The sequence below is a fragment of the Brevibacterium sp. UCMA 11754 genome (assembly GCF_021532275.1).
Classification (GTDB): domain Bacteria; phylum Actinomycetota; class Actinomycetes; order Actinomycetales; family Brevibacteriaceae; genus Brevibacterium.
On sequence record NZ_JACBOT010000024.1, the window covers coordinates 174,877 to 196,791 of the forward strand.

General features: G+C 62.9%; 20 protein-coding genes and 2 pseudogenes. 2 read left to right on the forward strand and 20 right to left on the reverse strand.

Annotation, left to right across the window (positions count from 1 at the left end; all coding sequences use genetic code 11):
• Nucleotide 1: 1 nt before the first annotated feature.
• From priA to HX613_RS12845, 6 genes are all read right to left on the reverse strand, one after another.
• Nucleotides 2-739 carry a bifunctional 1-(5-phosphoribosyl)-5-((5-phosphoribosylamino)methylideneamino)imidazole-4-carboxamide isomerase/phosphoribosylanthranilate isomerase PriA gene (gene priA, locus HX613_RS12820; RefSeq protein WP_204232399.1) on the reverse strand — a complete coding sequence of 246 codons (738 nt, stop codon included), beginning with the start codon at nt 737-739 and terminating at the stop codon, nt 2-4.
• Nucleotides 740-815: 76 nt separating this feature from the next.
• Entirely contained in the window at nt 816-1,445 is a 630-nt protein-coding gene (hisH, locus tag HX613_RS12825; RefSeq protein ID WP_235345684.1) for an imidazole glycerol phosphate synthase subunit HisH, read from the reverse strand.
• Entirely contained in the window at nt 1,442-2,044 is a 603-nt protein-coding gene (locus HX613_RS12830; RefSeq protein ID WP_235345685.1) for a hypothetical protein, read from the reverse strand. Before HX613_RS12830 ends, hisH begins: the two co-directional genes overlap by 4 nt.
• Nucleotides 2,041-2,637, reverse strand: a complete 597-nt coding sequence (gene hisB, locus HX613_RS12835; protein WP_235345686.1) for an imidazoleglycerol-phosphate dehydratase HisB — start codon at nt 2,635-2,637, stop codon at nt 2,041-2,043. The genes HX613_RS12830 and hisB overlap by 4 nt, the downstream gene beginning before the upstream one ends.
• Nucleotides 2,638-2,738: 101 nt before the next feature.
• Nucleotides 2,739-3,872: a histidinol-phosphate transaminase gene (locus HX613_RS12840; protein WP_235345687.1), complete on the reverse strand. Its 1,134-nt coding sequence runs from the start codon at nt 3,870-3,872 to the stop codon at nt 2,739-2,741.
• A 9-nt stretch (nt 3,873-3,881) separates the two neighbouring features.
• On the reverse strand, nt 3,882-4,214 hold the full coding sequence (locus HX613_RS12845) for a LysM peptidoglycan-binding domain-containing protein (RefSeq protein ID WP_235345688.1): 333 nt from the start codon (nt 4,212-4,214) through the stop codon (nt 3,882-3,884).
• A 234-nt stretch (nt 4,215-4,448) separates the two neighbouring features.
• Here HX613_RS12845 and lexA point away from each other — a divergent pair, with 234 nt between their 5' ends.
• On the forward strand, nt 4,449-5,204 hold the full coding sequence (gene lexA / locus HX613_RS12850) for a transcriptional repressor LexA (RefSeq protein ID WP_235345689.1): 756 nt from the start codon (nt 4,449-4,451) through the stop codon (nt 5,202-5,204).
• A gap of 166 nt (nt 5,205-5,370) precedes the next feature.
• Here lexA and HX613_RS12855 read toward each other — a convergent pair whose 3' ends face one another.
• Both HX613_RS12855 and hflX read right to left on the reverse strand, forming a co-directional pair.
• Nucleotides 5,371-7,338 carry an ATP-dependent DNA helicase gene (locus tag HX613_RS12855; protein ID WP_235345690.1) on the reverse strand — a complete coding sequence of 656 codons (1,968 nt, stop codon included), beginning with the start codon at nt 7,336-7,338 and terminating at the stop codon, nt 5,371-5,373.
• On the reverse strand, nt 7,335-8,810 hold the full coding sequence (gene hflX / locus HX613_RS12860) for a GTPase HflX (RefSeq protein WP_235345691.1): 1,476 nt from the start codon (nt 8,808-8,810) through the stop codon (nt 7,335-7,337). The genes HX613_RS12855 and hflX overlap by 4 nt, the downstream gene beginning before the upstream one ends.
• Before the next feature lie 110 nt (nt 8,811-8,920).
• Here hflX and HX613_RS12865 point away from each other — a divergent pair, with 110 nt between their 5' ends.
• Entirely contained in the window at nt 8,921-9,535 is a 615-nt protein-coding gene (locus HX613_RS12865) for a class I SAM-dependent methyltransferase (RefSeq protein WP_235345692.1), read from the forward strand.
• A gap of 48 nt (nt 9,536-9,583) precedes the next feature.
• Here the strand turns inward: HX613_RS12865 and HX613_RS12870 are convergent, their stop codons facing one another.
• From HX613_RS12870 to HX613_RS12925, 12 genes and pseudogenes are all read right to left on the reverse strand, one after another.
• The gene (locus tag HX613_RS12870) at nt 9,584-10,606 is read right to left on the reverse strand and encodes a diaminopimelate epimerase (protein WP_235345693.1); all 1,023 of its coding nucleotides are present in this window, start codon (nt 10,604-10,606) and stop codon (nt 9,584-9,586) included.
• A 46-nt stretch (nt 10,607-10,652) separates the two neighbouring features.
• Nucleotides 10,653-11,609, reverse strand: coding sequence for a tRNA (adenosine(37)-N6)-dimethylallyltransferase MiaA (gene miaA / locus HX613_RS12875; RefSeq protein ID WP_235345694.1), 957 nt, complete (start codon nt 11,607-11,609; stop codon nt 10,653-10,655).
• A 12-nt stretch (nt 11,610-11,621) separates the two neighbouring features.
• Nucleotides 11,622-12,275, reverse strand: a complete 654-nt coding sequence (locus HX613_RS12880) for a hypothetical protein (RefSeq protein ID WP_235345695.1) — start codon at nt 12,273-12,275, stop codon at nt 11,622-11,624.
• A 1-nt stretch (nt 12,276) separates the two neighbouring features.
• Nucleotides 12,277-13,777 (reverse strand): annotated as a pseudogene (gene miaB / locus HX613_RS12885) (tRNA (N6-isopentenyl adenosine(37)-C2)-methylthiotransferase MiaB).
• A 39-nt stretch (nt 13,778-13,816) separates the two neighbouring features.
• Nucleotides 13,817-14,563 (reverse strand): regulatory protein RecX, encoded by a 747-nt coding sequence (locus tag HX613_RS12890; protein WP_235345696.1) that lies wholly within the window; start codon nt 14,561-14,563, stop codon nt 13,817-13,819.
• Nucleotides 14,544-15,662 (reverse strand): recombinase RecA, encoded by a 1,119-nt coding sequence (recA, locus tag HX613_RS12895; protein ID WP_235345697.1) that lies wholly within the window; start codon nt 15,660-15,662, stop codon nt 14,544-14,546. Before recA ends, HX613_RS12890 begins: the two co-directional genes overlap by 20 nt.
• A gap of 326 nt (nt 15,663-15,988) precedes the next feature.
• Nucleotides 15,989-16,216: a DUF3046 domain-containing protein gene (locus HX613_RS12900; protein ID WP_101619758.1), complete on the reverse strand. Its 228-nt coding sequence runs from the start codon at nt 16,214-16,216 to the stop codon at nt 15,989-15,991.
• Nucleotides 16,216-16,545 carry a helix-turn-helix domain-containing protein gene (locus HX613_RS12905; RefSeq protein ID WP_143922548.1) on the reverse strand — a complete coding sequence of 110 codons (330 nt, stop codon included), beginning with the start codon at nt 16,543-16,545 and terminating at the stop codon, nt 16,216-16,218. The genes HX613_RS12900 and HX613_RS12905 overlap by 1 nt, the downstream gene beginning before the upstream one ends.
• 196 nt (nt 16,546-16,741) lie before the next feature.
• On the reverse strand, nt 16,742-17,266 hold the full coding sequence (locus HX613_RS12910) for a CinA family protein (RefSeq protein WP_235345698.1): 525 nt from the start codon (nt 17,264-17,266) through the stop codon (nt 16,742-16,744).
• Nucleotides 17,267-17,270: 4 nt separating this feature from the next.
• Complete coding sequence (gene pgsA / locus HX613_RS12915; protein ID WP_235345699.1) at nt 17,271-17,945, reverse strand: CDP-diacylglycerol--glycerol-3-phosphate 3-phosphatidyltransferase; 675 nt, start codon at nt 17,943-17,945, stop codon at nt 17,271-17,273.
• A 127-nt stretch (nt 17,946-18,072) separates the two neighbouring features.
• Nucleotides 18,073-20,995, reverse strand: a pseudogene (locus HX613_RS12920) (DNA translocase FtsK).
• Nucleotides 20,996-21,295: 300 nt separating this feature from the next.
• Nucleotides 21,296-21,841, reverse strand: coding sequence for an ArsR/SmtB family transcription factor (locus tag HX613_RS12925; protein ID WP_235345700.1), 546 nt, complete (start codon nt 21,839-21,841; stop codon nt 21,296-21,298).
• Nucleotides 21,842-21,915 lie beyond the last annotated feature (74 nt).

Genomic DNA, 21,915 nt, shown 5'->3' on the forward strand with positions numbered 1-21,915 from the left:
TTCAGCCTCCAGCGACTTCGAGGGCTTCTTCCAAAGTGAACTTTCCGGCGTAAAGGGCCTTGCCCACGATAGCCGAGTCCACACCGAAGGGAACCAGCTCGCGCAGGTTGCGCAGATCGTCGAGGCTTGAGACTCCGCCCGATGCCACGATCGGCTTATCCGTCTTCTCTGCCAGAGACTTCAGCAGCTCCACATTGGGTCCCTGCAGCGTGCCGTCCTTGCGGACGTCGGTGACGACATATCGGGCGCAGCCTGCCTTCTCAAGAGTCGAGAGAACCTCGTAGAGGTCTCCCCCGTCCTTGGTCCAGCCGCGGGCTGCGAGAGTTGTTCCGCGCACATCGAGACCGATGGCGACCTGATCGCCGAAACGAGAGATCATGTCGGCGGTCCAGTCCGGGTTCTCCAACGCGGCAGTGCCGATGTTCACCCGCTCAGCACCGGTGTCCAGTGCGCGCTCGAGGCTCTCGGTGTCGCGGATGCCGCCGGAGAGCTCGACCTTGATGCCGACAGCCTTGACGACCTGGTTGAGCAGATCCGAGTTCGATCCGCGACCGAATGCGGCGTCGAGGTCAACGAGGTGGATCCACTCAGCTCCGCGGCTTTCGAAGTCCTGGGCCGCGTCGATGGGAGAACCGTAATCGGTCTCCGTGCCGGCTTCACCCTGGACGAGGCGAACGGCTTTGCCATCGGCGACGTCAACGGCGGGAAGGAGGACCAACTTGTTGGGGGTTTGAGTCATTGTGACCTTTCTCAAGAGGCTGTCGAGACTGATGTGAACAGATTGGAACAGGTGAAACCAGAGGGTTCGGACAATCCTAGTGGCGAGTCGCGCCCGCTCCGGGGAAAGTGCCGACCCAGTTGCGCAGCAGACGCGCGCCCGCATCGGATGACTTCTCGGGGTGGAACTGGGCTGCCCACGTGGTGCCGTCCTCGACGGCGGCGATGAATCTGCTGCCATGGGTTGCTGTGGTCACCATGGTGTTGGGTGGAGTGTCGGTGGCCGCATATGAGTGGACGAAGTAGAAACGCTCCTCGGCCACACCGTCGAACATCTGTGAGGACCTCGGTGCGCTGACCTGCGACCATCCCATATGTGGAACGACCGGAGCCTCGAGCGCGGTGACGGCGCCGGGCCACAGTCCGATGCCTTCCGTCTTCACCCCGTGCTCCGCTCCGCGGGCGAAGAAGACCTGCAGCCCCACGCAGATGCCGAGCAGAGGCCGCTGGCTTCCGTGCCACGAGCGGATGAGATCATCCCCGCCGACTCGCCTCAGTCCGGCCATCACTGCCGAATAGGCGCCGACGCCGGGAACGAGCAATCCGTCTGCGTCATCGATCATGGCACGGTCTGCTGTGAGCACGACTTCGGCACCGGCCGCTTCCACCGCGCGGACAGCTGAGCGGACGTTTCCTGCCCCATAGTCGAGGACAGCCACCGTGCTCATCTCTTCGCTCCCTTGGTCAGGACGCTGTAGATCCTCCACAGGGAGAAGCCGAGGACGATCGCGCCGAAGGCGGCGACCACCCAGGCCATGGTGTTCCCGCTGAGCCCGATCGTGATGCCGAAGGCGGTGATGAGTCCGGCGAGTACTGCCGCGACGATCCACAGCAGTGCCGTCCGGGCCACGGCGGCCCGGCCAGGAGACATCGTGGCGGCACTGGCCTGCAGCTTCGTCATGGAAGAGGTGGGAATATTGCCCTCGACCTCGTCGGCTGACACGATTTCGAGCAGGAGCTGCTCGAGGACGTCCGGAAGGTTCTTCAGCGCCAAACCTGCCGGCACATCCGATTCGCGGGCACCGTGGCGGAAGTGACCGGCATCGATCTGCTCCTCACTGCGGGCCAAGAGGAGGACCTCATGCTTGCCGGAGAGTTTCGAGATCGCCGCGGCCGCCTCGTTGCCCGCCTGGACATCGGTGTCGGCCAAGACGATCCCGGTGAAGTCCCCGATGGGAACAATGGTTCCCTTGATGTTCGAGAGTACGCATGCAGCGGCCAGCTGCTCGGCAACTCCGAACGGCGTCACGATGACGGTGGTGCTCACAGGACTCCCTTCGTGCTGGGTACCGAGCTATTGCGCTCATCGGGTTCGACTGCCTCACGCAGAGCCCGGGCGAAGGCTTTGAACTCGGCTTCGACGATGTGGTGAGGATCCCGGCCACGCAGCAGGTCGAGGTGCACGGTGAGGCCGGCGTGGAAGGCAATGGATTCGAGGGAGTGCGAGGTCATCGATCCTGTGAAGTGTCCGCCGATGAGGTGGTACTGCTGGCCCTCGGGTTCTCCTTCGTGTACGAAGTACGGGCGACCGGCCACGTCGACGACGCAGCGGGCCAGAGCCTCGTCCAGTGGGACGGCGGCCAGCCCGTAGCGGCGGATGCCGGACTTGTCGCCCAGTGCTTCGCTCAATGCCTGGCCCAGGACGATTGAGGTGTCCTCAACCGTGTGGTGGACGTCGATGTGTGTATCGCCGTCGGCCTTGATCTCCATATCGATGAGTGAGTGCTTCGACAGTGCTGTGAGCATGTGGTCGAAGAAGGGAACACTCGTCGAGATGTCGGACTGACCGGTTCCGTCGAGGTTGATGGAAACGGTGACCGAGGATTCCGAGGTCGTACGGGAGCGTTGTGCCTGCCTCATGAATGGCCTTTCGTAGGAAGGGTGGGTGCCGCCTGAGGACCATTGTCCCCCGACTCGAGCGAAGTGGTGTGACTCAGCGTGCGCATCTCAGCGAAGTCGCCTCAGTTGGAGGACAGCAGAATGCCGGGGTCGGCTGCCAGGATCTCGTCGACTGCGGTGAGGAACGCGGTGGTCTCCTCCTCAGTGCCGGCATTGACCCGTGCGTGGTGGTCGATGCTGATGTCGCGGATGAGTATTCCGCGATCAAGCAGCTTCTGCCACAGTTCATGCGGTGAGGCGATGTTGCCGAACAGGACGAAGTTCGAATCGCTGGGATAGACCCTGAACCCGGCGTTGCTCAGGTGTTCCGAGATTCGGTCGCGAGCGTCGATGAGCCGGTCCACGTTCTCCAGGAGGACGTCTGCGTGTTCCAAAGCGGTGCAGGCCAGCACCTGGGTGATTTCCGAGAGGTGGTAGGGCAGACGCACCAGGCGCAGGACATCGATGAGCTCCGGGGCCGCGATCGCGTAGCCCAGGCGCAGACCTGCGCAGGCGAAGGCCTTGCTCATCGTCCGCGATACGACCAGACGGGGACGACCTTCCAGAAGCGTCATCGCCGAGGCTCGTGCGGGCCTGGAGAACTCGGCGTAGGCCTCATCGACGATGACGATGCCCGAGCAGTTGTCGTAGGCGGCCTCGATGACGTCGAGACCGATCGATGTTCCTGTCGGATTATTCGGTGTGCACAGGAAGACGATGTCTGGATCGGCTTCGGCAACCTCGGCGCCGACGGTTTCTGCATCAAGCGTGAAGTCGTCGCTGCGCGCCGAGGACTGCCAGGTGGCACCGGTGCCCGTAGTGATCAGGGGGTGCATGGAGTAGCTGGGAGTGAATCCAAGGACCGTGCGACCCGGTCCTCCGAAAGCCTGCACGATATGGGAGAGGACTTCGTTCGATCCGTTTGCCGCCCAGATCATGTCGGGACTGAGTTCGACGGTCTGACCGGCTCGGTCGTTGACTCCGTGCAGATAGGTGACCAGATGTTCGCGCAGGTCCTCGAACTCACGGTCGGGGTAGCGGTTGAGTCCGGCGAAGTGACCGTCGACTGCCGACCGCATGCTTTCGACGACCACGCCCGGAATCGGATAGGCGTTCTCGTTTACGTTCAGCTGCACCGGCACATCCAGGTGCGGAGCCCCGTAGGGCTTGAGGCCGACTAGGTCCGAACGCACTGGCAAAGACTCGTTATTTCCCACCGCATCAGTCTAGCGTCGGGGCACATCCAGGGTCTGACCCGGGTGCACCACAGGCGAGGACAGATGGTTGATCTCCACGATCTCGGACACGACATCGCGAGTGTCGCGTTCGATTCCGAGGTTCGACGCGACGGCCCACAGCGACTCACCTTCGCCGACGACGACCGCCTCGGTGTCGATTCCGATGTCCTCTGTCTCTGCTCCGGCGGCGGCCGAGAACGACTGTGTGGCGACGAAGAATGCTCCGCCGATGATGACGAGAGCGCACACCATGGTCCGAAGCAGGCGCATCGCCTGGCGTCCACGAGCAGTGAAACGCAGTTCCTGGTTCTGTGCAGACATCGCTTAACCTCTTCCCTTCGTACGATTCCACCCGTAATAGGTAGAACGTCTGTTCTATTCAACATGCCAATCGAACATATGTCCAGTCCAACTCGAACATTTATGCGACAATGAGAGAGAACCAGCGTTGTTGATTGATCTGAAAGAACCATCTCAGGCGGCACTGACACGAGAATTCTCGACGTGAGGATCCAGCGGTGAGGCCGGCGGGAATAGAACGAAGGGGAACGAGCAATGGTTCAGAACAAACGAGGGAGGGGCCGTCCCCGCAATGAGGACGTCGCCAGCGAGATCGCGGCCGCCCGCAGCGATGACGAGGACGTGTCGATTCCGGAAGGCTCCACCGGCGAGGGCGATTTCCGTCTGACCCCGCGACAGCGACTGGTCCTCGAGACCATCGAACGCGCAGTCGTCACCAACGGCTACCCGCCGAGCATGCGTGAGATCGGCAAAGCCGCCGGACTCGCCTCACTCTCCAGCGTGGCCCACCAACTCTCCCAGCTCGAACGTCTCGGCTATGTCCGCCGAGACCCGAAGCGCCCGCGTGCCATAGAAGTGGTCAATCCCTTCGAAGAGGAAGAGGCAGAGCGCGCCAAGTACGAGGAGCTGGCCAACAACACCGTTCAGGTTCCTGTCGTCGGTCGCATCGCCGCAGGCGGGCCCATTCTGGCCGAACAGGAGATCGACGACGTCTTCTCTCTGCCGACACAGGTCGTGGGCTCGGGTGACATGTTCCTGCTCAAGGTCGTCGGTGACTCGATGATCGACGCAGCCATCTGTCACGATGACTGGGTGGTCGTGCGCAAACAGCACACCGCCGACAACGGTCAGATCGTCGCGGCGCTGCTCGATGGCGAGGCGACCGTGAAGACCCTCAAGCGCAAGGCCGGGCAGCAGTGGCTGCTTCCCCACAACAAGGACTACGAACCGATCGACGGCACCTATGCCCAGATCATGGGTCTCGTCGTCTCGGTCATTCGTCGCCTCTGACATAACCGCCAGGGCCCGAGGATCCTCAGGTCTTTTGACCGCTGAAGTTCCAACGCACTGTGCCCCGTCCGATGTCGGACGGGGCACAGTGCTGTCTGATAGAGCCGAGTGCTGTTAGACGGAGCCAAGTACTGTCGGACGGGGCACAGTGCGTGTCAGACTCCGGTCATTTCTCCGTTGCTGCCAGACGTTTTAGGCTGCTCTTCACGAGTGCCGAATCCGTCGTCGGCCACATCGTCGGCATCGAGTTCACCAGATAGCCGCCGTACCGAGCCGAGCGCAGGCGCGAATCAAGGACCGCGACAACTCCCCTGTCCGAGGTCGACCGGATCAGGCGGCCCGCGCCCTGTGCCAGGCGCAGTGCGGCATGAGTGGCGCTGACGGCCATGAAGCCGTTGACTCCCCGATCGTCGGCGTCTCTCGACCTTGCCTGCATCAATGGGTCATCGGGCCGGGGGAACGGAAGCCTGTCGATGATGACGAGACGATTGGTCCGGCCCGGTACGTCCACTCCCTGCCACAGTGACATGGTGCCGAACAGGCAGGCCTGGTCATCTGCGGTGAACTGAGAGACGAGAGACGGCAGTCCGTCGTCGCCCTGGAGAAGGATCGGAAGGTCCGATTTCGCCCTCAGGTGTTCGGCTGCGGCATTCGCAGCCGCGCGTGAGGAGAACAGCCCCAGCGCACCGCCCTTCGATGCGGTGACCAGTGCCTCAAGCTCATCAAGCGCCTGTTCGCTCAGGCCGCTGCGCCCCGGGCGCGGCAGGTGTGCTGCGACGTAGAGGATGCTCTGCTTGCCATAGTCGAACGGTGATCCCACATCGAGGCTGTCCCATTTGGGTGCGTCGGGACCGAACAGTCCCAGCGACGCTGCGACCGCGTCGAAGTTGCCACCCAGTGACAGAGTCGCCGAGGTGGCCACCACCGTTGACTCTTCGAAGATCCCTGACCGCATGGTGCCGGCAACACTCAACGGCGCGACCACGAGGTTTGTGGTCTCGCGCTCGCGGAAGGTGCTTCGAGACAGCCACACGACGTCGTTCTTGCCCGGGGAGCAGAAGCGCTCGGCGAGTTCGAAGATCTCCTGACAGCGGGCCTTGGCCATCTGACGACCGGCGTCGGAGTCTTCGGTCTTGCCGCCGATGTCGTTGATGATCTGGCGAGCGGAGTCACGAATCTGGGCCAGCGCGAGGGACAGCGCCTCGTTCATGTTCATGATCAGTCCCTCGCCGACACCGCTCTGGGCTCGTTCGAGTGCCGCAGCCGCTGAATCGAGCAGCGCCACGACGCCGTCCTGAACGATGGTGTGCTTGCGCACAGAGCTTGTGGCCGCCGCGAGCATGCTGGTGTTGATCTGACCCGACAGGGCGTTCGTGACCCTGTCCTTGAGCTCATGGGCCTCGTCGATGATGATGACGTCGTGCTCGGGCAGCACCGTGTTCTCGCCGAAGGCGTCGATGGCCAGCAGCGCATGGTTGGTCACGACGATGTCGGCCTCGGCCGCGTTGTTGCGGGCCAGCTCTGCGAAGCATTCCGTGTACAGCGGGCAGTTCGACCCGAGGCAGTCGAAGGCGTTGACAGAGACCTCTGACCACGCCCTGTCGCTGACTCCCGGCAGCAGATCGTCGCGATCTCCGGTGTCCGTGGTCTTCTCCCATGTCCGAATCCGCTGGATCTCCTCGCCCAGGCCCGACCGGTCGCTCTGCTTTCGTCCGGCCTCCGCATCGGCACCGAGGTCGAAGAGCATTCCCTCGCCCTCATCGGGATATCCGCCGGAGAGTTTGTGTTTGCAGACATAGTTGCGTCGGCCCTTGAGCAGGGCGGCCCTCGGCAACGGGTCGAGGGTCTTCTTGACTGCCTTGAACAGTCGCGGCAGATCCCTGTGGATGATCTGTGTCTGCAGGGCCAAGGTGGCCGTGGACACGATGACGCGCTTGCCCGTCCGACTGGAGTACTCGGCCGCGGGCACCAGGTACGCCAAAGATTTTCCTGTGCCCGTGCCGGCCTGAACCAAGAGGTGGATGCCCTTGTCCACCGACGAGGCGACCGCCTCGGCCATCGCTGTCTGACCTTTCCTGGTCGAGCCGCCGATGGCCCCTACGGCGGACTCGAGCAGATCTTCGACGGTGCTCACTCGCCGATGACCAGGTCCGGACGTCGGAAGTCGGCGAGTTCCGCGGCCAGCTCTGCCGGAACCTTCGCCTGCATGGCGGTTCCCTCGGCACCGTGCTCCTCATGCTCGACCGTGCCCAGGGCATAGATCTTCGACACGAGATCGCCCCGTTCATAGGGAACGAGCACTGTGACGTCGATGTTCGGCGAGGGCAGCATCGCCTCGATCGTTTCGACGAGCTCAGCGATTCCTTCTGTGGTCACAGCGGAGACGAATCGCGCTTCCGGGTACTCGGCGTGGAGTCCTGTCACCACTGCTTCATCGGCGATGTCGGCCTTGTTGAAGACGAGGAGTTCGGGAATGTCTCCCGTGTCGACGTCTTTCAGCACTTCCCGGACGGCGTGAATCTGTCCGTGCGGATCGGGGTGCGAGGCATCAACGATGTGCAGAAGCAGATCCGAATCCGAGGCCTCCTCCAATGTCGACCGGAAGGCTTCGACCAATTGGTGCGGAAGGTTCCGGACGAAACCGACGGTGTCTGTGTAGGTGAAGGTGATGCCGTCAGCGGTGCGGGACTGTCTGACGGTCGGATCCAGGGTCGCGAAGAGCGCATTCTGGACCATCACCTCGGCGTCGGTGAGCTGGTTGAGCAGTGAGGACTTGCCGGCGTTGGTGTAGCCGACGATTGCCACCGAGGGGATGTGATTGCGGGCGCGGTTCTTCCGCTTCGTGTCCCTCGACGGGGCCATCCCGGTGATCTGTCGGCGCAGCTTGGACATTCTGGCCCTGATCCGACGACGGTCGAGTTCGATCTTCGTCTCACCGGGACCGCGCGAACCGATTCCGGCACCGCCGGCAACTCGGCCACCCGCCTGTCGGGACAGTGATTCGCCCCAACCGCGCAGGCGCGGCAGGAGGTATTCGAGCTGAGCCAGTTCGACCTGGGCCTTGCCCTCTCGGGACTTCGCGTGCTGAGCGAAGATGTCGAGGATGAGAGCAACACGATCGACGACCTTGACCTTGATGACGTCTTCGAGTCCGCGTCGTTGGCTGGGCGCGAGTTCGGAGTCGATGATCACGGTGTCAGCACCCACGGAGGCAACGATCTCGGCCAGTTCGGCCGCCTTGCCCTTGCCGAGGTAGGTGCCGGGGTCCGGGGTCTCACGTCTCTGGATGATCGCGTCGAGGACCTCTGATCCTGCGGTCTCTGCGAGGGCGGCGAGCTCCCTGATCGAGTTCTCGGCATCGGCCTGCGTCGTATTCCACAGTCCTGCGAGGACGACCTTCTCCAGGCGGACCTGACGGTATTCGACCTCAGTGATGTCTTCGAGTTCGGTGGATAGGCCAGCGACTCGTTTGAGTGCGGCCCTCTCAGCCAGATCGAACTGCGAGGCATCGTCGACGTTTGATTCGTTAGTGCCCAGCGCCTGGGCGCCTCGTGCGAGAACGCGGTCGAGCATCGCGTCCCGACGTTCTTTGTCAGTGGACGTCATTCATTCCTTTGTTCGCTTCCACTCTCTGCGGCACTGCTGCCGCGCGGAGAGTTTCCTCTCGGATCAGAGAGGTGTCCATCAATTCTCCCACAGCCGTCTAGACTGTAACGGTGTCAGAGCACTATTTCACCGAATCGCCCAGCAGCGAGGCCAAAACACGCGAGCTCACACTCGACCTCGCGGGCCGTGAAGTCACGGTCGAGACCGTCTCGGGGACCTTCTCCCCCACCCGCTTGGACCTGGGAACCGCGGTTCTGCTGCGACATCTGCCGGTGCCAGAACCGGGTGACATCCTCGATCTGGGATGCGGCTGGGGCCCCATTTCCTTGGACGCGGCGCTGAGTGCCAAGGACGCCGAGGTCGATGTCCGGGTGTGGGCACTCGACGTCAATTCCCGATCCCTTGAAGCCACTTCCAAAAACGCGAAGCGTCTTGGGCTGAAGTCGGTCCGTCCCGTCACCGCCGAAGAGGTCCCATCCGACCTGCAGTTCAGTGCGATCCGTTCGAATCCGCCGATCAGGGTTGGCAAGGAGGCTCTGCATGAGCTGCTGACCACCTGGCTGCCGCGGCTGGCTCCCGGTGGGCGTGCCGATCTCGTCGTGTCCAAGAACCTCGGTGCGGACTCGCTCCAGAAGTGGCTCATCGAGACTCTGGGAAGTGGATTCAGCGTCGTTCGCACCGGATCATCGAAGGGTTACCGGGTCCTCACCGTCGATCGCGACTGATGGCCGCGTCGGTGTGGCCAGCTGGAGTTCATCGGCGGCTGGCGCGTGTCAGCTGATTGTGCCGCTGGCGACCAGGACTGCCGGACCGGAGAGGGTGACGCTGCCGCGTGTACCATCCTCATTCGGGGTGATGCCGATGCGCAGCTGGCCCCCGGGAACATCCACCCGCCATTGCAGAGGCGATGCTGGACCTGCCCAGTGGTGCGCGGCGATGGCAGCAGCACAGGCTCCTGTGCCGCAGGATCGAGTCTCGCCGACTCCGCGTTCGAACACCCTCATGCGCAGTGCGCCCTCTCCCCCTGCCACATCGCTGCGCGCGGGTTCCATCACGATGTATTCGATGTTCGACCCCTGTGGCGGTACCGGGTCGAGGACGGGTGCGTCCCGCAGCTCAGCGCTTTCGAGCTCAGCCGACTCCGCGAGTGCGACCACGGTGTGAGGGTTTCCTGTCTCGACCCGCATGCCGGGGCGGGGTACTTCGATGCCGGACGTCGAAACCAGAACGTCATCGCTGTCGTCGAGAGACCACTCGCCCATGTCGATCATGTACCAGGCGTCGCCTGCGGAGCCGGGCAACGTCCGCGCTGACGGGGCTGACGGGGCTGACGGGGCTGACGGCGCTGTCGCGATGGAGTCTCCGGCCTGCTTGCCCAATGCCGGGTTGAGGACAGTGCGCACAGTCTTGATGCCATCACGCGTGCCGACGAGGATCTCTCTGGCGTCAGCCGCAACTCGTCCGGTCGTCACGAGCACGTGGGCGAAGACCCGCACTCCGTTGCCGCACATCTCGGAGAGGCTGCCGTCGTGGTTGTAGTAGTCCATGAACCATTCGGCTCCGGCCTCGGCCTGTTCCTGGGCACCGGGAATCCCGCTGCTTGCGGAGCGGACGATGCGGATGACCCCGTCGCTGCCCAGTCCCGACCGACGATCGGCCAGGAGCGCGATCGTCTCCGGATGCATCTCCAGATCGCTGTCATCGTCGGCCAAGAGGACGAAGTCGTTCTGTGTGCCGTGCCCCTTGATGAAGACGGTGTCTGCGATGTCGGCGAATGGTGACTGGGAGGAACTCATGGTCTCATCCTATCGGTGACAGACCCGCACGTGGCACAGTATGCATTCACCTCTCGGGATCTGCCGTGTCTGCGATGGTCGCTGTCGTGTCTGCAAGGACTTCGAGGGCCTTGGCCGCATTGGCCCCATGGTCACCGGCAGTCGCGTCGATCCAAGCGATGCGCGGGTCTCTGCGAAACCACGTGTCCTGTCGGCGGGCGAACTGCCGAGTCCTGATCGTCGTCTGCTCTTGGGCGGCGTCTTTGTCGAGTTCGCCGGCCAGATACTGCTGGATCTGTGCATATCCGATGGCACGGGACGCGGTCCTGCCTTCGGCCAGACCGCAATCGAGGAGATTGCGCACCTCATCGACCCATCCCTGCTCCCACATGGTTCCCACCCGGGTCGCAATCCTTGCGTGCAGCGTCGTGCGCTCGACGCTCAGTCCCAGATGGAGAGTCGGCTCGATAGCCTGGTAGTCGGGTAGCTGAGCGCTGAAGGGGCGTCCGGTCAGCTCGATCACTTCGAGGGCGCGCACGATGCGTCGGGAGTCGTTGGGGGTGATCTTCGCAGCCGCGGCCGGGTCGACCTCCTGCAGATGCCGGTGCCTGCCCCAACGATCGGCTTCGACCTCCGATTCGATCCGCGCCCGCACCTCGGCGTCGGTGCCGGGAAACTCCATCAGATCGGTCGCTGCACGCGCGTACAGTCCTGACCCGCCCACAAGGATGGGCCGTTTCCCCCTGGCACGAATGTCGGCGATGGCCTCACGCGCCTGTCGTTGAAATGTCTGCACATTCGCTTCTTCACGAACGTCGAGGATGTCGATGAGGTGGTGGGCAATCCCGCGACGCTGTCCGACCGGGAGTTTGGCGGTGCCGATGTCCATCCCCCGATAGAACTGCATGGAATCCGTGTTGACGATCTCCCCGCCGAGGTGCTCGGCTAGGTTGAGAGCGAGATCTGATTTGCCTGTGGCTGTGGCTCCGGCAATCGTGATGGTCGGCTGGTCGACTGTACTCAACGCTGGCTCATTTCAGTACGTCCCGGTCCCGCACAGCGAACGAACCTCGTGGACGCGCTCGTCGAACACGGTGGTGAACGAATAGTTGCGACCTCCATGAGCTCGCATGTGCACAACGGCGGCATCGAGGAGGTCGAGATCGGCGTGGACGTCGGCTGCCGCAGCGATCGCAGCAGAGACCGCCCCGATATCTCCGTCTTGGAGTGAGCGAACGATCCTGTCGTCGGCCTCCGCCGCCAGGGGCACGGGGGCCAATGGGGCGTTGTACGAGGCTGCGGCGGACAGGTCGATGGGAACCAGCAGGTCGTCGCTGCTGCCCAGCGGGCCGATTCGAACCCCGGAGGCGTGGGCGTGGAGGAGCGCCACGGCGATGGCAGGATGCGCGGATTCGCAGTCTGCACGGTTGGCAGGGCTGAGTTCGGACACAGCCTGAACCCAGTCCTCGCCTTCGAGCAGCTCATTCGTACGGGTGTCGATGCCTCGATCGATCCCCAGTCCCCCGAGGCCGGCCAAGGGTGGCAGGCCACTTATCGGCAGTGCCCACGACGCCTTGGTCAGCAGAGCGGACTCGATCGACGTTCGCAGCGCCACAGCTGTGGCGGTCTCTGCCAGGTCCACGCCGGCCAGGAGAATCGGGGCCGCCGGGATGATCGCAAAGGAGCGCATCTCAGCTGCGCATGCGGATGGTCGGCATACCTAGGTTGGTTGATCCGCCACTCGTCTGGCCCGGGGCCGGGGCTCCGCAGCTGTCCGCCTGGGCGCGGTCATAGGCATCGCCTGCTCGGGATGATCGCACACCGAAGCCCGAGTCGGCCAAGAGGAAGAAGGGTTTGGCATCTGTCACGGTAGCGGTGACGAAGTCACCGGGACGTGGCATGGACGCTCCTTCGGGGATTCCGACATGGACGAGTCGATTGTCCGCGGATCGGCCGGTCAGTCGTGGTGAGTCATCATGGGGTCTGGTCGTGACGAGGACTTCGACCTCTCGACCGATCTGTGCCCTGTTCTCCTCCCAGGAGATCTCATCCTGGAGGGCCGTCAGTCGTTCGAAGCGTTCCTGCACGATGTGCTTGGGCACCTGATCGTCCATCGTGGCGGCGGGAGTGCCTGGTCGGATGGAGTACTGGAAGGTGAACGCCTGCGAGAAGCGCGCACGGCGGACGATGTCCATGGTTCCCAGGAAGTCCTCTTCGGTCTCTCCGGGGAATCCGACGATGATGTCGGTGGTGATCGCTGCGTGCGGGATCTTCTCGCGCACGGAATCCAGGATGCGCATGAATCTGCTGGTGCGGTAGGACCGGCGCATCGATTTCAGGATCGTGTCGGACCCGGACTGCAGAGGCATGTGGAGCTGCGGCATCACGGTCGGTGTCTCTGCCATGGCATCGATGACATCGTCTGAGAATGACGCAGGATGTGGGCTGGTGAAACGCACCCGTTCGATGCCCTCCACATTGCCCACGGCGCGCAGCAGTTTCGCGAATGCGCCTTTGTCTCTGAATTCTGCGCCGTAGGAGTTCACGTTCTGGCCCAGAAGCGTGACTTCGACGACTCCGTCGGCGACGAGCGCTTCAACCTCGGCCAAGATGTCGCCGGGCCTGCGGTCCTTCTCCTTGCCGCGCAGGCTGGGAACGATGCAGAACGTGCAGGAATTGTTGCATCCGACCGACCGAGATCGACACCCACCCGGAATGCTGCGACTCGCGTCGACTGGGCAGGGTCGAAGGGAAGACGTCGAGGCTCTCGAGGATCTCGACCTGGGCTTCCTGGTTGTGTCGGGCTCGTTCGAGCAGCGCCGGCAGTGATCCCATGTTGTGGGTGCCGAAGACGACGTCGACCCAGGGGGCCTTCTTGACGATCGTGTCCCGGTCCTTCTGCGCCATGCAGCCCCCGACTGCGATCTGGAAATCGGGGTTGCGTTCCTTGACGTGGGCGAGCTGACCGAGGTTTCCGTAGAGGCGATTGTCCGCGTTTTCCCGCACCGCGCAGGTGTTGAAGACGATGACGTCGGCTTGGTCATCGGTGTCTGCAGGAACATAGCCCGCATCATCGAGAAGCCCGGAGAGCCGTTCGGAATCGTGGACATTCATCTGACAGCCGTAGGTCTTCACCTCGTAGCTGCGAGGTGACTTCTCGGTGGAGGCGGGGGCATCAATCAGTTCAGTCATGGCGCAACTATTCTAGCTGTTGTCTGTCATCGGCGTTGTTCAGTCCTCGGTGAGGACTTCGCGTGTCACTTTCAGACAGACTGAGGATGCGAATCCACGTCGGGCGAGCATACCCAGGATTCGACGTTCGCGGACTTCGTAGTCGAGTCCGCGTGTCGATGCCGCCTTCTTCTCAGCTACTTGGCGGGCGAGGTCATCTTCCCCGTCCACATCTTCGACGGCGCCGGAGACGATCTCTGCGGCCAATCCCCTTTTGCTCAGCTCTCGTTTGAGAGCTGACCGGGAGAGCTTGCGTCGTTCCCGGTGAGCGCGCACGTAGCGGTGAGCGAATTCCTCGTCATCAAGGAGCCGGGACTTCTGCAGTTTGGCGATGAGCTCATCGACGGCCGCCGGCAGGAAGTCACGTTTGAGCAGTTTGTCGCGCAGTTCGCCGCTGGCATGGTCGCGCATGGCCAGCATGTTCATGGCCGTCTTCTTCGCCTTCGCGTATGAGGCGTCGAAGTCCTCGGGTTCATCATCATCCTCGAGCGACAGCGCGTCAGCGAATGAAGGAGCATCCGCGGGAGACGTGAGACTCGGGGACAACGAAGAGTCCGGGCCAGAGCTGGCGTCAGCGAAGTACTCCGACTCCCCCTCGGCATGCCGCTGGTCGATCTCGGTGATGGCCTCACGCAGCTTGTCCAGCTTCGCGGTCGGCACATCTGATCTCGCCGAGCTTCCCCCGTGGGGTCTCGACTCGGCGAGATCGCTGCCGCGATCGATCGGGTCAGGAGACTTCGACGTCATCCGATTTCGAGCTCTCTGCTGTGCTGTCTTCAACCTGGTCGGTCTCTGCCCCGGCCTCGGGCTCGGGCTCGTCGACCTTGATCAGACCCATCTTGTGCTTGATCTTGAGTTCGATCTCCTCGGCCAGTCCCGGGTTGTCGCGCAGGAAGTTCCGAACGTTCTCCTTACCCTGACCAAGCTGATCGCCGTCATAGGTGAACCAGGATCCGGACTTGCGGACGATGCCGTTCTCGACACCCATATCGATGAGGCTGCCCTCGCGGGAGATGCCCTGGCCGTAGATGATGTCGAACTCCGCCTGCTTGAACGGCGGAGCGATCTTGTTCTTGACGATCTTGGCACGGGTTCTGTTGCCGACCGCATCCTGGCCTTCCTTCAAGGTCTCGATGCGTCGTACGTCGATGCGCACGGAGGCGTAGAACTTCAGAGCCTTACCACCGGAAGTGGTCTCTGGTGAGCCGAAGAAGACACCGACCTTCTCACGCAGCTGGTTGATGAAGATCGCAGTGGTCTTCGACTGGGACAGTGCGCCCGCGATCTTGCGCAGGGCCTGTGACATCAGGCGCGCTTGGAGACCCACGTGACTGTCGCCCATCTCGCCTTCGATCTCGGCCTTCGGCACGAGGGCCGCGACGGAGTCGATGACGATGACGTCGAGGGCTCCGGAGCGGATGAGCATGTCCGCGATTTCGAGTGCCTGCTCACCGGTGTCCGGCTGAGACACGAGCAGCTGGTCGGTGTCGACTCCGAGCTTCTTCGCGTATTCCGGGTCGAGTGCGTGCTCAGCATCGATGAATGCCGCGATTCCGCCGGTCTTCTGAGCATTGGCGACAGCGTGCAGAGCCACTGTGGTCTTACCCGAGGATTCCGGGCCGTAGATCTCGACGACACGGCCACGGGGCAGGCCCCCGATGCCCAGAGCGATGTCGAGTGCGATGGAACCGGTGGGGATGCAGGCGATCGGTTCGCGAACGCCTTCGCCCAGACGCATGATTGCGCCCTTGCCGTAGTTGCGGTCGATCTGTCCCAGCGCGGCGTCCAGCGCCTTCGACTTATCTCCGCCGGTTGGGATCTGCAGGTTCTTCGGTGTACGAGCCATGGTCTCTCCTAAAAGTTTCGTTTTCCGTTGAGACCAAGGCTAGAAGGTGGCACTGACATAACAACAGAGGAACGAATTCCCCCGTGGATAATCAGCCACTCATGGTCACAGGTCCCGTGATTCATTACCAGCATAACCGACATGGGAACAAGTGTTCTATATGTCGGCGCGTGTCGCACTATTTCGCACCTGGCATCGCTCCGCTCACTGGCCAGTCACCCGGCTCAGGCACCCTGCCCAGGCACCCGCGATATCGCGCTGCGAAGAGGCAGGATTCGAATGATGAGGAACAGTCCTGGCAACGACAGCCCCACGAAAAGACAACCCTAGAAGGGACGTGAACGCGGTTTCTCTTTGCCCAGCCGGTGTGATTCGGGCACACCCGAGGCATCACAGACAGCGATCCAGATGTCGCGGGGTTCGATGCCTGCTCGGAATGCCTCTTCGGCGGTCCGGGAACCCAGGCTGCTCAGCGCGAGGTCCGTGTGCAGCGATGCAGCACGAGCCTCTCCGAACTCCTCGTTCATGAGGACCCAGTAGAGGGTGTGACGCATTAGGGCTTGGCTGCCAGTCGTGGCACCGGGTATCCACCTGGGCGACCGAGGATCTTGTCGGAGAGTTCCTGTGGAATGGTGTCGGGAATCTCGACACCCTCTTCGAGCGCGAAACGATCGGAAACCGATGACAGCAGAGCCGACAACGGCAGATCGAGTGCTTCACAGATCGCGGAGAGGAGCTCCGAGGAGGCTTCTTTCTGTCCGCGTTCGATCTCACTGAGGTAGCCCAGCGATACGCTGGCTCCCGTGGAGACATCGCGCAGGGTCCGCCCCTGGCGCCGACGAACGGAGCGCAGCGCGTCACCGATTTCAACTCTCAGTAGCATTGCGCGTCCCTCCCTTTGTCTCCGTGAACAGTCGTGATGGTGTAGTCAACTTTACAGCCCGGTCGATGCCGAGCGCCAACCTGGGTGCGTGACCTGATGGTTTTGCCAGTCCATTCGAAGGTGCCGGTGCGTATTCTTCTGATTGCCATTACCTGGTCAACTTCGCTGAGGCCGAACTTATTCCGCAGCTGCACCGTCATGATTCTTCGGCGCTGATCGCGTCGGGACCGAACGCCAGCCGGGTGACGAAGTCGTCGAGGTCTGCCACCATGGCCGCGACCGTCTGTGCGCGCACAGTGTCTCGATCCCCGGCGAACTGATGCTCGCTGACCTGTGCTTTTCCGGCGAAGGCTATGGCCGTGTAGACGAGACCGACCGGTTTGTCGTCCTGCGGTTCGGGCCCGGCGACTCCGGTGCAGGCCACCCCGATGTCGGAGACGCATTCCCTGGCCGCACCAGCCGCCATCTGAGCTGCGACGACTTCGTCGACGGGTCCTGTCTCTTCGAGCTGGTCGGCATCGACTCCGGCAAGCCGCGATTTGAGGTCGGTGGCATAGGTGATGAGTCCACCGCGCACCACGGCGGAGGCTCCGGGAACATCGACGAGCGTGGCGACGAAGCGACCGCCGGTCAGTGATTCCGCTCCAGCGACCGAGAGTCCCACCTGCGCACAGGTGGTGATGAGGTGCTGACTTCGGGAGAAGAGTTCGGTCTCGTTCACAGGCTCACTTCGGACTCGGGTCGGAGGCTCCGATCTCGGCAGTCCCGTCTCCCCCGCGCGATTCCTTGGCAAGTTTCGCGGCCTGGAGGCAGTAGTCGATTCCCGTCACGACTGTGACGACGATGGCGGCGACCATGATCAGCCAGGCCAGGATCAGCAATGCGAAGGTCGCGCCTTCCGGGACGATCTGCGCCACGGGGCGAAGGAGGAGGAACAGCCCGATGGCGACGGTCTGCAGCACGGTCTTGATCTTCCCGCCTCTGGATGCGGGCATGACGGCGATGCGGATCATGAAGAACCGCAGCACGGTGATGCCGAGTTCCCGGACGAGGATGATGATAGGAACCCACCAAGGGATCTCAGCAATCGCGGCCAGGCCGATGAGTGCCGCAGCCATCAGAGATTTGTCGGCGATCGGGTCGGCGATCTTGCCGAAGTTCGTGATGAGGTTGTATTTGCGTGCGAGATCTCCGTCGATCTTGTCCGTGGCCATCGCCAGGAGGAAGACGACCAATGCCCACCACCGCATGGTCATGTCCTGGCCTCCGTCGGCCAGGAGGAGGACGAGGAAGACTGGGACGAGCAGGATCCGCAATACGGTCAGGGCGTTGGGAACATTCCACGGGCTGGGCTCTGCCGGTGCGTGTCCCGGGGCGCCGTTCTCTGATCGATCATTCACGTGGCAAGCCTATCGGAGTGATATGTGAATGGCGTGGAGCCGGCCACTCGTTTCAGCGGCCGGCTCCACGCCGTATTCCGATTTTCAGTGCCGTATTCCGAATTTCAGTTCTGCTCTGTCGCTGGAGTCAGCGGCCTGTGAGCGACCAAGCGTCCTCACCGCTGGTCTCGACGACTTCCAACCCCGTCTCGGGGTCGACGTCGCCGACATGCAGGTCTGCGGCATGCCCGACTCCCGTCGCGTAACGATCGTTGGCACCAGAACCTGAAGACCTCGCCGAGGTGTCTGACCCCGAGTCTCCGAAGTCCTCGAACTCCTCGTCGTAGTCTGCCGCTGCCGACTGCGCGCCTGCATCATGCGCCCGGTTGGCACCGTAGCCGGAGCCGTCGTCGTCCGAGCCGTCACCGGCCGATGCCGGGTTCGCGTTCTCGTCCGGCGGGGTCGCCCTTGATGATCGCCAGCGTTCCCGGCAGATCCTCGGGCCGGACGAGCACGTCGCGAGCCTTCGAACCCTCGGAGGGTCCGACGATGCCTCGTGATTCCATGAGGTCCATGAGACGCCCGGCCTTGGCGAAGCCGACGCGCAGCTTGCGCTGCAGCATCGAGGTCGAGCCGAACTGGGTGGTCACAACCTGCTCGGCCGCCTGAAGCAGAAGTTCGAGATCGTCGCCGATCTCCTCGTCGATCTGCTTCGTCGGCTTCTCCACCGCAACGTCTTCACGGTAGTTCGGCTTGAGTTCGCCCTTGACGTGTTCGACGACCTTCTCGATCTCCGACTCGTTGACCCAGGCGCCCTGGACACGCATCGGCTTGGCAGCACCCATGGGCAGGAAGAGTGCATCACCCTGTCCGATGAGCTTCTCCGCGCCCGGCTGGTCGAGCACGACGCGGGAGTCGGCCAGGGATGACGTGGCGAACGCCAGACGTGAAGGCACGTTGGCCTTGATGAGGCCGGTGACGACGTCGACGCTGGGTCGCTGTGTGGCTAGGACCAGGTGGATGCCGGCCGCACGCGCCAGCTGGGTGATGCGCTGGATCGAGGCTTCGACATCGCGTGGGGCGACCATCATCAGGTCGGCAAGCTCGTCGACGACGACCAGCAGGTAAGGGTAGGGCTGGAGCACCCGTTCCGATCCTGCAGGAACCTGGACGCGGCCCTCCCGGACGGCCTTGTTGAACTCGTTGATGTGCTTGAACCCGTAGTTCGCGAGGTCGTCGTAGCGAGCGTCCATTTCGCGCACTACCCATTCGAGCGCCTCGGCGGCCTTCTTGGGGTTCGTGATGATCGGGGTGATCAGGTGCGGGATGCCTTCGTAGATCGTCAGCTCCACGCGCTTGGGGTCGACGAGGATCATGCGCACCTCGTCGGGGGTTGCACGCATCATGATCGAGGTGATCATGGAGTTCACGAAGCTCGACTTACCGGCACCGGTCGCACCCGCGACCAGCAGGTGGGGCATCTTAGCCAGGTCGGCGACGACGAATCCGCCTTCGACATCCTTACCCACACCCATGACCAGGGAATTCTCGGTCTTGCGGGCGGCCTTCGAGCGCAGCACATCGCCGAGGGAGACGTTCTCGCGGTCGGAGTTCGGAATTTCGATGCCGATGGCCTTCTTGCCGGGAATCGGCGAGAGGATGCGGACATCGGCACTGGCCACCGCGTAGGCGATGTTCTTCGACAGCGCCGTGACCTTCTCGACCTTGGTGCCCGATCCCAGCTCCACCTCGTAGCGGGTGACCGTTGGGCCACGTGAGAAGCCGGTGACCTGTGCGTCGATCTTGAACTGCTCGAGCACGTCGCGCAGCGCCTCGACGACACGGTCGTTGGCCTCGGAACGCTCCTTTGCGGGCGGGCCGGGGGTGAGGTTGTCCGAGCTCGGAAGCGTGTAGGTCACGTCCCCGGCCAGAGTGAGCTGCTCGACGCGTTCGGGCAGCTGTTCAGTGGGTGGGGCCACCGGAGCGTTCGTGACAGGCACCGGCGCCGAGGCGTCACCCGGTGTGGCCTTGTTCGTGACCGTGGCGGCATCATCGTCCATGCCGATGGTTTTCTTCAGCGCGGCCGTTTCCCGCTCGGCCTTCGTCGGTCGACGCTCGCCCGGCTTGAATTTCGGCCGTTCGATGACGGTGGTGTCGGCTTCTTCATCGCTGACATCGTTTTCATGGATATAGGCCTTGTCGTAAGCCTTGGTGGTCGTGTCATCGTCGGCACTGCCGCCATCGGCCTCAGAGCCGTCAGTCTTCTTCTTCTTCGACCGGCGCTTTGTACCCATGACTGGTTTGAGGGTGGAGGTGCGCGCGTTCTCAGCGACTAGGTCGGTCGAGTCCTGCCCGTCCTGCTTCTCGGAACTTGGGCGCGCTCCCCCGGTCAGACGCAGGTAGAGATCCATCAGGCGCTTGGGGATCGAACGCACGGGTGTCGCGGTGATGACCAGCAGGGAGAAGAGTCCAAGCAGAATGAGCAGCGGGACAGCTACAAAGTTGGTGGTGGCGACGACCAGAGGCGAGGAGATGACGAAGCCGAGCGCCCCTCCCCCGTTGGCCATGGCCTCACGAGAGTTCGCGAAGGTGGGGTTGCCCGCGGAGATGTGGGCCAGTGCGGATGCGGAGAGCAGCAGGAGGATGATACCGATGAGGATCCGGTTATTGCCCCGATTATCGTCCCCGCGCAGGAACAGTCGAATCGCGTAGCAGGTGAAGATCACCGGCAGCGCGAGTGCCACCCTGCCGAAGGTGCCTTCGACGACGTTGCGGACGACGTCACTGATGGCGCCGGGGATGTTCCACCATTCGAAGGCTGCGATGATGATCGAGAGACCGATGAGGAAGAAGGCAGTGCCGTCTCTCTTGGTCGGTGACTGATCGCTCGGTTCGTCACTGAGGATCTTTCGCGCACGGTTTCCGGCCATGTGGGCCACTCCCCTCCACGCACCGGTGACAACGTTTGTCCCGGGGTCTTCCTTGGTCCCCGCTTGCCCGGTCCGACCAGCAGTTTTGCGCGCTGTGCCTTTTCCTTTACCAGAAGCGGGGGAAGTCGTTCTGGTCGCCATGCCTCTTATCTTAGGGCGATTATGCGCTCCTGCCCAGTAAATCCGCAGGGTTCGGCGCGCCGTCAGCCTGTTTGTGCAGCCGCGCTAGATGGTCGTTCTGGGCTGATCCGCCCGAGGATTTTCAGCCCGGAATGACCACCTAACGCACCTGGTTCAGACTTTCCGCATCCCGCATCCACCGCCGAGGTGGCTCCGCGCTCCGCGACCATCGCCGCATAGGCCTCGAGGTCGTCCCGCTCTGGCCCCTCGGAAACATCGTAGATCGCCGCGCAGCGCGCGTCTTGTAGCTGTCGCTCGTTGTTATTCGGGTGCGTGGCTGCTCGGGTGCATGGCGATGAACAGTCCCCACTGATTGGCTTCCGGCTTCTTACGGCGGGAGCGGAACTCTTCGAAGAGGGCACCGATACGGCCGCGGAACTCCTCAACCTCGTCATCGGTGAGCATCGCCGCCATCCGCCCCATCGTCCGCTCCTCGTAGGGAGCCGCAGTGAATTCGGCGGTGAAGGCCTCGATCATCGGGTTCGTCACGTCGCCGACATCGATGTACCAGCTCTTGCCCGTCGCTAGGTACGGGATCTCCCGCGCACCTCGGCGACCCCGCCTCGACTCCTGCGCTTCGAGGAAACCAGTGTCGGCGAGCATCCGCACATGGTGAAGCGATGTCGCGGGGTTGAGGTCGGCCGCCTCGGCGATCTCGCGATTGCTCAGCGCCTCGTCGAGGCACAGCCGCAGGATGCGAATGCGCAGACTCGAGGCCAAGGCCTTCGCTTCAGCGTCGGTGGCATCACGGCGTTCGACGGCTCGCGCGACGGTCCGCGCTGTATTTTCGGCGCGCTCAGCATTCATACCTCAACGCTAACGAGGGATCGGGAGAAGTCAATTGGTCACCTCGCAGTGATTGACTTAACTCAATCACTCCT

Excerpts from the sequence above, each read along its gene's own strand:
- HX613_RS12925 (WP_235345700.1), bottom strand. The coding sequence starts at position 21,841 with ATGAATGCTGAGCGCGCCGAAAATACAGCGCGGACCGTCGCGCGAGCC.
- HX613_RS12900 (WP_101619758.1), bottom strand. The coding sequence starts at position 16,216 with ATGCGTCACACCCTCTACTGGGTCCTCATGAACGAGGAGTTCGGAGAG.
- lexA (WP_235345689.1), top strand. The coding sequence starts at position 4,449 with ATGGTTCAGAACAAACGAGGGAGGGGCCGTCCCCGCAATGAGGACGTC.
- HX613_RS12870 (WP_235345693.1), bottom strand. The coding sequence starts at position 10,606 with ATGAGTTCCTCCCAGTCACCATTCGCCGACATCGCAGACACCGTCTTC.
- HX613_RS12880 (WP_235345695.1), bottom strand. The coding sequence starts at position 12,275 with ATGCGCTCCTTTGCGATCATCCCGGCGGCCCCGATTCTCCTGGCCGGC.
- HX613_RS12905 (WP_143922548.1), bottom strand. The coding sequence starts at position 16,545 with ATGCTACTGAGAGTTGAAATCGGTGACGCGCTGCGCTCCGTTCGTCGG.
- priA (WP_204232399.1), bottom strand. The coding sequence starts at position 739 with ATGACTCAAACCCCCAACAAGTTGGTCCTCCTTCCCGCCGTTGACGTC.
- HX613_RS12845 (WP_235345688.1), bottom strand. The coding sequence starts at position 4,214 with ATGTCTGCACAGAACCAGGAACTGCGTTTCACTGCTCGTGGACGCCAG.
- HX613_RS12890 (WP_235345696.1), bottom strand. The coding sequence starts at position 14,563 with ATGACGTCGAAGTCTCCTGACCCGATCGATCGCGGCAGCGATCTCGCC.
- recA (WP_235345697.1), bottom strand. The coding sequence starts at position 15,662 with ATGGCTCGTACACCGAAGAACCTGCAGATCCCAACCGGCGGAGATAAG.
- hflX (WP_235345691.1), bottom strand. The coding sequence starts at position 8,810 with ATGACGTCCACTGACAAAGAACGTCGGGACGCGATGCTCGACCGCGTT.
- hisH (WP_235345684.1), bottom strand. The coding sequence starts at position 1,445 with ATGAGCACGGTGGCTGTCCTCGACTATGGGGCAGGAAACGTCCGCTCA.
- hisB (WP_235345686.1), bottom strand. The coding sequence starts at position 2,637 with ATGAGGCAGGCACAACGCTCCCGTACGACCTCGGAATCCTCGGTCACC.